This is a genomic window from Streptomyces sp. C (genome assembly GCF_000158895.1).
Lineage (GTDB): Bacteria > Actinomycetota > Actinomycetes > Streptomycetales > Streptomycetaceae > Streptomyces > Streptomyces racemochromogenes.
Genome location: NZ_GG657750.1, coordinates 561251 through 573272, shown reverse-complemented (window position 1 = coordinate 573272; position 12022 = coordinate 561251). Strand labels below are relative to the sequence as shown.

The window sequence follows — 12022 nt, the reverse complement described above, 5'->3', positions numbered from 1 at the left end:
CTCCCCGGGCTACGCCCCGCCCGGGGCGTGCAGCCGTCCCGTCCGGGCCACGCGGGAGTACCAGAGCGCGCTCGATTTGGGCGTGCGCTCCAGGGTCTCGTAGTCGACGTGCACGGCGCCGAAGCGCTTCGCGTAGCCGTAGGACCACTCGAAGTTGTCGAGCAGCGACCAGAGGAAGTAGCCGCGCACGTCGGCACCGTCCGTGATCGCCCGGTGCACGGCTTCGAGGTGCGCGTGGACGTAGGCGGCGCGCTGCGGGTCGTGCACCGTGCCGTCGGGCCCGACCTCGTCCTCGTACGCGGCGCCGTTCTCGCTGATGACGAGCGGCAGGCCGGGGTAGCGGGCGGCGGTGCGGGTGATGAGGTCGTAGAGCGCGTCGGGGTCGACCGACCAGCCCATCGCGGTGCGTTCACCCGGAGCCCGGTGGAAGGCGACGTCGTCCGCGCCGGGCCAGGGCGAGTGCTCGCTGTCGCCGTGGCCGTCGTCCTGCGGCCGCTCGGCGCCCGGCGCGACGTGCGAGACGACGGTCGGGGTGTAGTAGTTCACCGCGAGGAGGTCCAGCGGCTGGTGGATCGTCGCCGCGTCACCGTCCAGGACGAAGGACCAGTCGGTCAGGTGCGCGGTGTCCGTGAACAGGTCCCGCGGGTACGCGCCCTCCAGCATCGGCCCCAGCCAGATCCGGTTCCCGACGGCGTCGATGCGGCGGGCCGCCTCCCAGTCCTCCAGGCGGGGGTTCAAGGGACGGACCGCGTGCAGGTTGAGGGAGACCGCGAGCTGGGCGTCGCCGGGGAGCGAGGCGCGCAGGGCCTGCACCGCGAGGCCGTGGCCGAGGTTGAGGTGGTGGGCCGCGCGCAGGGCGGCGACCGGGTCGGTCCGCCCGGGGGCGTGGACGCCGGAGCCGTATCCGAGGAAGGCGCTGCACCAGGGCTCGTTGAGCGTCGTCCAGCGCTTCACCCGGTCTCCGAGCGCGTCGGCCACGAGGCCCACGTACGCGGCGAACCGCTCGGCGGTCACGCGCTCCGGCCAGCCCCCCGCGTCCTCCAGGTCCTGGGGCAGGTCCCAGTGGTAGAGCGTGAGCGCCGGCTCGATGCCCGCGGCGAGCAGCTCGTCGACCAGCCGGCGGTAGAAGTCCAGGCCCCTCTGGACGGCGGGGCCCCGGCCGGTCGGCTGGACGCGGGACCAGGAGACGGAGAACCGGTACGCCCCCAGACCCAGTTCGGACATGAGGCGGACGTCCTCGGCGAACCGGTGGTAGTGGTCCACGGCCACGTCACCGGTGTGGCCCGCGAAGACCTTGCCGGGGGTGTGCGAGAAGGTGTCCCAGATGGACGGGGTCCGGCCGTCCCTCACGGGCGGCGCCCTCGATCTGGTACGCGGCGGTGGCCGTGCCCCAGAGGAAACCGGACGGGAAGGTACGGGAGGCGGTGAGTGGCCGGGTCTCGGGCACGGTCATAGGAATGTGCTCCCAACGCAGGCTTGGACAGAGGGGTGCCGGAAGAAGTCGGACGGCACCGTCAGTTCTTGACGGCACCCGCGGTGATGCCGCCCACGATGTGCTTGCCGAGGACGGCGAAGACCACCAGCAGCGGCAGCGTGGAGATGAGGGCGCCGGTCAGCACCACGGCCTGGTCGACCGTGTGGTTGCCCGCTCCGAGGCCGGCCAGGGCGACCTGCAGGGTCGGGTTGCCGTCGGGGGTCAGCGCGATGAACGGCCAGAAGAAGTCGTTCCAGGCCTGGACGAAGACGAGCATCCCGAGGACCGCCATCGCCGGCCGCGCCACGGGGAACACCACGTGCCAGATGATGCGGAGGCTGTGCGCTCCGTCCATCCTGGCCGCCTCCACCAGCTCCACCGGGAGCGCCTCGATCAGGTACTGGCGCATGAAGAACACGCCGAAGGCCGCCACCAGCGAAGGCAGGACGACCGACTGGAGCTGATCCACCCAGCCGAGGTCCGTGATGATCTGGTAGAGCGGGATCACGCTGAGCTGCGGCGGGATCGTCATCGTGGCCACCACCAGGGCCAGCAGGGCGCCCCGGCCCCTGAAGGGCAGTTTGGCGAAGGCGAATCCGGCCAGGGTGGAGAACAGGACGGTGGACAGGGCCACCAGGCCGGCCACGATCGTCGTGTTGACCAGCGCCTCGCCCATGTCGACCTGGTTCCAGGCGAAGGAGAGGTTGTCGAGCAGCCGGGGTCCCGGCAGCAGCGGCGCCGGGGCCTTGACCACCCGCTCGCCCGTGTGGGAAGCGGCGACGAGGTTCCAGTACAGGGGAAAGAGGGAGATCAGGGCGGCGAAGCCCAGAAGGACGTAGGTCAGCGGTCCCGCGTGGTGCTGACGGCCGGCCGACGGGCGGAGGCGCCATACGCGCGCCCCGGAGGCGGTCGAGTCGGGTGTGGGGGTCATGGGCTCAGCTCCCCGCCTTCGGGCGGACTCGGGAGATCAGGATCCGGAGGCCGCCGATGAGCAGGAGGAGCAGGAGCATGACCCAGGCGATGGCCGAGGCCTGGCCCAGGGCGCCGGTCACCCAGCCCTTCTCGTACATCAGCAGGCTCAAGGTCTGGAACTGGTTTCCGCTGCCGCCGCTGATCCCCAGGCTGCCGCCGAAGAGCAGCGGCTCGCCGAACAGCTGGGTGGCGCCGATGGTCGAGACGACGGCAGTGAAGAGGATCGTCGGCCGGATGGAAGGGACGGTCACGCTGAGGAACTGGCGCCAGCGCGAAGCCCCGTCCAGCGCCGCGGCCTCGTACAGGTCCTGCGGTACCGCCTGCATCGCCGCCAGGTAGATCAGCGCGTTGTAGCCCGTCCACCGCCAGGTCACGATCGTCGATATCGCGATCTGCGCGGGCCACTTGGAGGACTCCCAGTCGACCGGCGCGAAGCCGGCCCAGCCCAGCACCGTGTTGATCAGACCGTAGTCGGTGTTGAAGAGCTGGGCGAAGACGAGCGTCGCCGCCGCGATGGAGGTGGCGTACGGGGCGAGGACCGCGACCCGGAAGAACCCGCGGCCGCGGAGCTTGTAGTTGAGCAGATGAGCCAGGCCCAGGGCCATCAGCAGCTGGGGCACGGTCGAGAGCAGCCCCATGGTGAAGGTGTTGGCCAGCGCGTTCCAGAAGAACTCGCTGGTCGCCAGAGAACCGTAGTTCTCCATTCCGTTCCACTGGGCCTCCCCGCCGAGCTCGACCCGGTGGAGCGAGAGCCAGCCCGTGTAGATCAGGGGGAAGAGGCCGAAGGCGGCGAAGGTGAGGAAGAAGGGGGCGACGAAGACGTACGGGACGGCCTTCAGGTCGAGGCGGTAGAGGGTGCTGCGCCGGCCGCTGCGGCCGGGCGGCCGCCGACGGGGGGAGCCGGGGCCGGCGCTGCGGCCCCGGACTGGTGCGGCGGGCGGCGCGGAGGCGTCGTCCGCCGCCCGTGCGGAGGTGGCCACGGGGGCTTCCTTCCAGGTGGATGCGTGCGGTGCTGTCAGGGCGGTGTGATCGACGGCCCGCCCCGACCCGGGGGAGGTGGCGGGCGGCGGGCCGTCACCAGCGCCCGGGTTACCGGTCGATCTTGTCGGCTACCAGCTTCCTGACGTTCTCCCAGGCCTTCGCCGGATCGGTGCCGCGCTGCTCGATGTCGAGGATGCCGTTGTCGGTGAGGAAGGTCTTCACCTGGCCGTCCCAGCGGCTGATCGGGGCGGGCGTGATGCCGGCCGCGGCCTGCGAGTAGATCCTGCCGACCGGGGTGTCCCCGAAGTACGGCAGCTTCGCGTCCTGGACGGCGGGGGAGGCGAGGGTGTCCTTGGAGGACGGGATGTTGCCGTTCACGCCGAAGACCTTGGCGTGCTGGGCCGGAGCGGTGAGCCAGGCGGCGAGTTCGGCCGCCTCCTTGACGTGCTTGCCCGCCTTCGGCACGGCGAGGAAGGAGCCGCCCCAGTTCCCGGCCACGGGCGGCGCGGCGATGTCCCACTTCCCCTGGTTCTCCGGGCCCGCCTGTTCCTTGATGATGCCCGTCATCCAGCTGGGACAGGCGACCGTGGCGAACCTGGAGTTCTTGAAGGCCGCGTTCCACGTGCCCTTCTCGTCGAACTGGCGCAGCTTGGCCGTCAGTCCGCCCTGCGCCGCCGCCACGGCGGTGTCCCAGGCCTTCTTCACGCCGGGGCTGTTCTCGTAGTCCAGCTCCCCCTTGGCGTTGGCGTACTGCACGGCCTCGCTGGAGATCACCGCGTTGAACAGCCCGCCGGCGGAGTCGTGGAACGCGGTCCCGGCGGGGGCGTTCTTCGCGTACGTCTCGCCGGCCGCCAGGAACTTCGCCCAGTCACCCGCCCAGAGCCGGGCCACCTCCGCACGCTCGGTCGGCAGCTTGGCCCGGGCGAACAGGTCCTTGTTGTAGCAGATGGCCATCGGGCCGACGTCCGTGCCGAGCCCGATGACCTTGCCGTCACCCGTGGTGGCCTGCTTCACCTTCCAGTCCAGGAACGCCCCGAGGTCCGCGCCGCCGGTCCTGCCCAGGTCGGTCCACTTGCCCGCCATCGCCGGGCCGGTCGCCTCGGCGACGTATCCCACCTCCAGGGCCTGGATGTCCGCGAGGCCGCTGTCGCGGGAGAGGCGCAGCTTGAGCGTGTCCCAGTACTTCTGGCCGTCCGCGACGTTCGATTCCTCGATCTTGACGTGGGGATGGGACTTCTCGTATTCGGCGTAGAGCTTCGCCCCGGTGGCGTTGTCGTAGCCGAAGGAACCGAAGGTCCCGATCCGCAGCGTGATCCGTCCGCCGGCGTCCGCGCCGGCGTCCCCGTCGTCGCCCCCGCAACCGCTGAGCAGGGCCGCGGCGGTCGCCACGGCGACGGCCGTGATGAGCCCGGTGTGGCGGCCGCGGCCGTGTCTGCTGCTGGAAATGCGCATTCCACTCTCCTCGTCCAAGGCGGTGCTGGTTGTGCGCCAGGGGTCCGGCGGCTCGTTCGCTCGCGGCTCGGCCAGGGCCCGCGCGGACCGGAAGCGACGCTGTGGCGCCCCCATGTATGGGAGCGCTCCCACGCTGCTGCCGGAAGGTTCCTGCCTTGCAGGCGCAAGTGTCAAGAGTCGAACGCCAATTGGGGCGTGACGCGTTCAGGCAATCAAGGGTAGTGTGGGAGCGCTCCCATGGTGTTCCCCGGCGTAAGGTGTGCCGCGCGACGCGGCGGGGTCCACCATGCGCGCCGGATCCACCGGATCGGGACCGACGCGGAGAGCGATGCGCGAGGGGAGTTCGAGAGGCGTGAGCGGACAGCGGAACGGCAGGCCCACCCTGGAGGAGGTCGCTGCCCTGGCCGGCGTCGGCCGGGGCACGGTGTCCCGGGTCATCAACGGCTCGCCGAGTGTCAGCGAGCAGGCCAGGGAAGCCGTCGCCCGCGCGGTCGCCGAGCTCGGGTACGTACCCAACCAGGCGGCCAGGGCGCTCGCCGGCAGCCGGACCGACGCGGTCGCCCTGGTCATCCCGGAGGCCGAGGCCCGGGTGTTCTCGGAGCCGTACTTCCTGGACCTGATCCGCGGAGTGAGTGCCGAACTCTCCCGGGCGGACAAACAGTTGCTGCTCACCCTCGTCCGGACCGAGGCGGAGCGCCGGCGGTTCGAACACTACCTGGCCGCCCAGCGGGTCGACGGCGTACTGCTGGCGTCCGTCCACGGGGACGACCCCCTGCCCGACCGGATAGCGCGACTGGGCCTGCCGGTCGTCATGAACGGACGGCGCTCCGAGGCCGAACCCGTCGACTACGTGGACTCCGACAACGTCGGCGCCGGCCGCGCGGCCGTCGCCCACCTGGTGGGCCGGGGCCGCGGCCGGATCGCGACCATCAGCGGCCCGCTCGACATGTACGTGGCCCGCGCCCGACTCGGAGGCTACCGCGCGGGCCTCACCGAGGCCGGGATCGCGCCCGATGAGTCGCTCGTGGAGGTCGCTGACTTCACCGAGGAGGGCGGCAGGCTGGCGATGCGGGCACTGCTGGAGCGCGCCCCCGGGCTGGACGCGGTCTTCGCCGCCTCCGACGTGATGGCCGCCGGAGCGCGGGGGGTGCTGCGCGAGGCCGGCCGGCGGGTCCCCGAGGACGTGGCCCTCGTCGGCGTCGACGACTCGGTCGGCGCGCGCCTGATGGATCCGCCCCTGACGAGCGTGCGCCAGCCGATCGAGGAGATGGGCCGCACGATGACGCGGCTGCTGCTGCAGAAGATCGCCGAGGGTCCCGGAGCCGCCCCGGCGGCGGGGGAGGAGAAGCGGCGGGTCCTCCCCACGGAGCTGATCGTGCGGGATTCCTCCTGAGCGGTGGGGGACGCGGGCCGGTTCGGCTCGCCGCCGGGGCCCGAGCGCGTACGGGCCGGAGCCGTACGGCAGCCAGGTGGCTCCGTACGGCTCCGGGTCCCTCACCGGCGGTCCGTCACAGGGCCGGGTGGGCGTTCTTCATGAGTTCCCGGAACTGGGCGGAGAACCACTGTCCGGCGAGCGGTGCGTCCGGGAGTGCGCCCGACATGCTGTTGCCGTTGCGGACGTTGCCCGTGTAGCTGGGGTCGCACATCCGGTCGAAGCCCTTGCCCTCGTTGTTCGGGATCTCCTTGCTCGCCCCGTCCGACTCGCCCGGCGGCTTCATCCACACGTAGGCGTCGATGCCGGGGGCCGGTGCCGCCTGCGGCCGTTCGCCCAGCCCGGCTCCCGCCTGGTTGCACCAGTTGCCGAGGTGGATGCGCCGGTCGTAGCGGCCGCCGTTCACGTAGGAGTCCACGCTGGTCGTCGCGCCGGGTCCGGTCGGGCGGGCCGTGCCGCCCCAGCCGTTGCGGGACGTGTCGACGAGCATGCCGACGCCGGCGTCGAAGCCCAGCGAGACCACCTTGGCGCGCATGGCCTGGGCGTAGGACAGCTCGTCGGTGTAGCGGTTCCAGTCGACCCACTTCGACTGGCGTACGGAGGTGCCGTTGACCGAGTCCTCGATCTTGAAGTTGTCCTCCTTCAGCGCGCTGAAGTTGGCCGTGTTCACGATGAAGCCGTGCACCTTGGAGAGCGTGGAGCCCTCGGCGGTCGCGGCCTGCTTGAACATCTCCGCGGAGGCGGTGAAGTTGTCGTCCCAGCCGAGCCAGCCGTGGTGGCCGGCGTCCACGTAGTTGTAGACGTTGGCGATCGAGCCCAGCTTGTTGAGCGCGTAGCCGACCCCCTTGACGTAGTTGCCGTTGGCCTTCATCACGTCGCAGGCCGGGGTGGCCGTCGGGCGGCCCGAGACGTTGGTGACGAGGTTCGGCAGCGAGTCGATCTCTACGGCGGTGACGATCCGCAGACCGGCGTACTTGGGATCGGCGAGGATCGCGGCGATCGGGTCGATGAACTGCGTCTTGTACCTGTCGATCTCGGTCGGGCCCAGCTCCCCGTTGGAGGCGAGCGCGGAGCAGTCCCGTCCGGGCAGGTCGTAGACCACCAGCTGGACGACGAGTTCGCCGCTGCCCTTCTGCGCCAGGGCCGCGTCGAGGTGGTCGCGCAGGCCCATCTTGCCGCTGGTGCCCGTGACGAGGGCGATGCGGTCCAGCCAGACGGCGGTGGGCTGGTTCGACACCCTCGTGCCGCCCGGCTCGGCGGCCGCCTTGGCGGACCACTCCGGATTCACGTACACCTTGGCGCCGGCGTAGGGGTTGTCGACCTTGCCGCCCGAGGGCGGAGGCGTCGTGGGCGGGGTCGTCGGGGGAGTGGTGGGGGGCTGGGTCGGAACGGTGGCGCCGTTGCAGGCGACGCCGTTGAGCTTGAACGTCGCGGGCACGGTGTTCGTGCCGTTGTGGGAACCGTTGAACCCGAAGGACGTCGAACCGCCGGTGGCCAGCGACCCGTTGTACGAGAGGCTCTTGGCCGTCACGGCCGCCCCCGACTGGGTGATGGCGGCGTTCCAGCCCTGGGTGACCTGCTGGCCGTTCGCGTAGGTCCACTCCACGGTCCAGTCGGCGACGGGGTCACCGGTGTTGGTGACGACCACGTTGGCGCCGAACCCGTTGTTCCACTGGTTCGTGACCTGGTATTCGATCGTGCAACCGGCGGTGGCGGCGCCGGCGGGCGCGCCGAAGACGGTGGCGGTGGCGCCCGCGGCCGTGACGAGGCCGAGGGCCGCCAGTAACGCGGTGCGGGAGATGATGCGGCTCATTTCGCGGGGTGCCTTTCAGGTCGGGGCGCAGGCGGAGCCCGGCGCCGGTGGGCGGCGTTCCGTCGTACGGGGAGGACACGGGCGTCGGAACCGGGCCCCAGGGCCTGGCCGGAGAGCGCACGCCCGTGGGTGGGAGCGCCGTCCTGGTCGTGGCACGGCGGGACCGTGCACAAGCCGTGAACGAGTGGGAGCGCTCCCACTGTGCGGACGGCGCCCAGTCGCGTCAAGGTATGCGGAGGGTCGAAAGCATTTCGCTCGGGAATCCCTCCGAACCGTCTTCTCTTGTCCGCCGGTTGCCGCTACCGTCTGCCCTCACCTACTGGGAGCGCTCCCAGATCCCCTGGTTCACAACCCCAGAGCCAGCCGCTGGTACGCCTGGTTCCAGCGCAGATCGCGCCGGAACTGCTTCGGGGTGGTGCTCTCTTCGATGAGGAGGAGCTCCACGCGGAGCATTTCCGCGAGGTCGTCGAGGTGGTCGGAGGTGAGGGCGGTGCTGAGGACGGTGTGGTGGGGTCCGCCGGCCGTCAGCCAGGATTCCGCGGAGGTCCGCAGGTCGGGGCGGGGCCGCCAGACCGCGCGGGCGACGGGCAGGGCGGGCAGGGGGTGCGGGGGTGCCACGACGTCGACGTCGTTGGCCACCAGGCGGAAGCGGTCGCCGAGGTCGGCGAGGCCCACCACCACGGCCGGGCCGGGGGCGGCGTCGAACACCAGCCGGACCGGGTCCTGCCGCCCGCCGATGCCGAGGGGGTGGATCTCGCAGCTCGGCCTGGCGGTCGCGAGGGTGGGGCACACTTCCAGCATGTGTGCGCCGAGGACGAGTTCGTTGCCCGGTGTCATGTCGTAGGTGTAGTCCTCCATGAAGGAGGTGCCGCCGGGGAGGCCGGTGGCGGCCGCTTTGAGGGCGCGCAGCAGGACGGCGGTCTTCCAGTCGCCCTCCCCTCCGAAGCCGTACCCCTGGGCCATGAGCCGCTGGACCGCGAGGCCGGGCAGCTGACGGAGCCCGCCCAGGTCCTCGAAGTTGGTGGTGAAGGCCCGGAAGCCGCCCGTTTCGAGGAAGGTGCGCAGGCCGGCCTCGATGCGGGCCGCGTAGCGCAGCGACTCGTGCCGTTCGCCTCCCCGCCGAAGCTCGGGCGCCAGGTCGTACAGGTCCGCGTACTCCTCGACGAGGGACGCCACCTCGCTCTCCTGCGCGCTGTCGACCACCTCCACCAGGTCGTTGACGGCGTAGGTGTTCACGGAGACGCCGAGGCGCAGCTGGGCCTCGACCTTGTCCCCTTCGGTGACGGCCACGTCGCGCATGTTGTCGCCGAATCGGGCCGCCTTGAGGGTGGTCAGTTCGGAGCGTGCGGTGGCCGCCCGCGCCCAGACGGCCACCCGTGCGATCGTCACCGGGTCGCTGACGTGTCCGGCCACGGTCTTGCGGGGCACCCCGAGTCGGGTCTGGACGTGCCCGAACTCGCGGTCGCCGTGGGCGGCCTGGTTGAGGTTCATGAAGTCCATGTCGATGGTGGCCCAGGGCAGGGCCAGGTTCGACTGGGTGTGCAGGTGCAGCAGCGGCTTGCGCAGTGCGTCCAGTCCGGCGATCCACATCTTCGCCGGCGAGAAGGTGTGCATCCAGGCGATGAGACCGGTGCACCGGTCATCGGCGTTCGCGTCGAGGCACACGCGGCGGATGGCGTCGGCGTCGGTGAGCACCGGCTTCCACACGACACGTGCGGGAATGCCGGAGGCGTCGTCCAGGGCGGCGGCCAGCTGCCGCGACTGTTCGGCGACCTGTTTCAGCGTCTCCTCGCCGTACAGGTGCTGGCTGCCCGTGAGGAACCAGATTTCCTGGGCGGGAGACGTTCGGCTGGGCACATGGACTCCTGGGGGGTGACGTCCCGCGACGCGTCGGAGCGGGCGGGCGGGGAGGGTGGACGGCGGCGCGGATCAGCTCGCCGTGCGGGTCGTGTCGCGGATGCGCCTCAGGCGGTGCAACTGGCCGTCGGTGCCGAAGCGGTCGTGCAGGAGCCGGTATTCGGCGTAGAGGGCGTCGTAGGCGTCGGCCCGGGAGGCGTCGGGCGTGTAGACGGCCGGAAGCCGGCGGCCCATGGCGGCGCCGGCCGTCCGTACGTCGCTGTACGCGCCGGCGGCCACGGCGGCGTGGATGGCCGACCCTAGGGCGGGTGCCTGGTCCGACGCGGCGAGGGAGACGGGGCGGCGCAGCACGTCGGAGTAGATCTGCATCAGCAGTTCGTTCCTGGCCAGTCCGCCCGCGACGATGAACTCGCGCACCGGTACGCCGCCCGTCTCCAGGGCCTCCACGATGACGCGGGTGCCGAACGCGGTGGCTTCGAGCAGCGCGCGGTAGACGTCCTCGGGGCGGGTCGCGAGGGTCAGCCCCGCGATGACTCCCGAGAGGTGGTGGTCGACGAGGACCGACCGGTTTCCGCCCAGCCAGTCGAGGGCGACCAGTCCGTGGCCCCCGACCGGCTGGCCGGCGGCCTTCCGGGTCAGCAGGGTGTGCAGGTCCTCGTCGCGCTCGGCCGCTTCGGCGAGGTAGTCCGGTGGGACGCCCTGGTCCAGTACCCAGGCGAAGACGTCGCCGACCGCGCTCTGCCCGGCCTCGTAGCCGTAGGCTCCCTCGACGATCCCGCCGTTCACGACACCGCAGATGCCGGGGACGTCCGCGAGGACGGGGGCGTTCACGACGTGGCAGGTGGAGGTGCCCATGATGGCGAGCAGCTGACCGTCCTCCACGGCCTGGGCCGCGGCCGCGGTGACATGGGCGTCGACGTTGCCCGCGGCCACGGCGATCCCGGGGCGCAGCCCGGTCCAGGCCGCCGCCTCGGTGCCGAGCGTGCCCACGCGTGAGCCCAGTGCGGAGAGCGGGAATTCGAGGCGGGTGCGGGCGAAGTCGGCGAACCGGGGGTTCAGCCCGGCCAGGTACTCCTCGCTCGGGTAGGCACCGTCCTGGTGGATGCCCTTGTATCCGGCGGTGCAGGCGTTGCGGGACTCGCTTCCGGTGAGCTGCCACACGATCCAGTCGGCTGCCTCGATCCACCGTGCGCAGGTGTCGTACACGAGCGGATCCTCCTCCAGGACCTGGAGGGCCTTCGCGAACTGCCACTCCGCGGAGATCCGGCCGCCGTAGCGGGTGATCCACTTCTCCCCGCGGGCGTGGGCGAGTTCGTTGATGCGATCGGCGTACGGCTGGGCCGCGTGGTGTTTCCACAGCTTGGGCCACGCGTGCGGCCGTCCGGCGAGCTCGGTCTCGGCGAGGGGGGTCCCGTCGGCCAGGGTGGGCAGGACGGTGCAGGCGGTGAAGTCGGTGGCGATGCCGATCACCGCCGCGGGATCGATCCCCGCCGCTGCCACGGCCTCCGGGACGGCGCGGCGCAGTACGTCCCGCCAGTCCTCGGGGTGTTGCAGGGCCCAGTCCGGGGGCAGCTGCGCACCACCGTGGGGCAGGTACCGGTCCATGACGGCGTGCCGGTAGGTGTGGACCGCCGCCGCCAGCTCCCGCCCGTCGCGAACCCTCACCACCACGGCGCGGCCCGACAGGGTGCCGAAGTCGACACCGACCGTGTACTGCTCCGGATCCCCGGAGCCGGGGGAGGGCGTGAGGAGGTGGGGTGACGTCAACTGAGTGCCTTCCGAAGGTGTGGTGGTGTCGGATGCCATGCAGTGTGAGCGCTAACAATGCAGAAGGGCAAGAGGGTGCGCCCAGATCGCGCGACGAGTCACCTGTGCCCCGTTCGGCCGCGATAACAGACAGGTAACGTGAGCAAGAGGGTTGAGAACCGCACTTGTTAGCGCTCACAATGCGACGGCTCCCCTTCTCGACGGCGGCGCCCTGCCGCCGCACTCGGCCCCGCCGCACCCACGGCCGTGCGGAGCCCCTTCCGCACGCCCCGAA

7 protein-coding genes and 1 pseudogene are annotated in these 12022 nt (G+C 71.4%); 1 reads left to right on the top strand and 7 read right to left on the bottom strand.

The annotated features are described in order from the left end of the window. Positions 1–9 precede the first annotated feature (9 nt). The 4 genes and pseudogenes from SSNG_RS02730 to SSNG_RS02715 all read right to left on the bottom strand — a co-directional run bounded on the left by SSNG_RS02730 (position 10) and on the right by SSNG_RS02715 (position 4879). Positions 10–1453: pseudogene (locus tag SSNG_RS02730) on the bottom strand (GH1 family beta-glucosidase). A gap of 61 nt (positions 1454–1514) precedes the next feature. Continuing rightward, positions 1515–2405, bottom strand: a complete 891-nt coding sequence (locus tag SSNG_RS02725) for a carbohydrate ABC transporter permease (protein ID WP_007262257.1) — start codon at positions 2403–2405, stop codon at positions 1515–1517. 4 nt (positions 2406–2409) lie between these two features. Next, positions 2410–3426: a sugar ABC transporter permease gene (locus SSNG_RS02720; RefSeq protein WP_007262256.1), complete on the bottom strand. Its 1017-nt coding sequence runs from the start codon at positions 3424–3426 to the stop codon at positions 2410–2412. Positions 3427–3535: 109 nt separating this feature from the next. Next, complete coding sequence (locus tag SSNG_RS02715; protein ID WP_007262255.1) at positions 3536–4879, bottom strand: ABC transporter substrate-binding protein; 1344 nt, start codon at positions 4877–4879, stop codon at positions 3536–3538. Between the two features lie 328 nt (positions 4880–5207). On the opposite strand from SSNG_RS02715, the gene SSNG_RS02710 reads away from it, so the two are divergent. After that, positions 5208–6272, top strand: coding sequence for a LacI family DNA-binding transcriptional regulator (locus SSNG_RS02710; RefSeq protein ID WP_042800435.1), 1065 nt, complete (start codon positions 5208–5210; stop codon positions 6270–6272). A gap of 115 nt (positions 6273–6387) precedes the next feature. Here the strand turns inward: SSNG_RS02710 and SSNG_RS02705 are convergent, their stop codons facing one another. The 3 genes from SSNG_RS02705 to araB form a co-directional block, all read right to left on the bottom strand. Then, the gene (locus SSNG_RS02705; RefSeq protein WP_042800434.1) at positions 6388–8124 is read right to left on the bottom strand and encodes a glycoside hydrolase family 6 protein; all 1737 of its coding nucleotides are present in this window, start codon (positions 8122–8124) and stop codon (positions 6388–6390) included. 345 nt (positions 8125–8469) lie between these two features. Beyond that, a complete protein-coding gene (araA, locus tag SSNG_RS02700; protein ID WP_007262252.1) occupies positions 8470–9981 on the bottom strand; it encodes an L-arabinose isomerase in 1512 nt (503 codons plus the stop codon). A gap of 72 nt (positions 9982–10053) precedes the next feature. Next, positions 10054–11748: a ribulokinase gene (araB, locus tag SSNG_RS02695; RefSeq protein WP_007262251.1), complete on the bottom strand. Its 1695-nt coding sequence runs from the start codon at positions 11746–11748 to the stop codon at positions 10054–10056. Between the last annotated feature and the right edge of the window lie 274 nt (positions 11749–12022).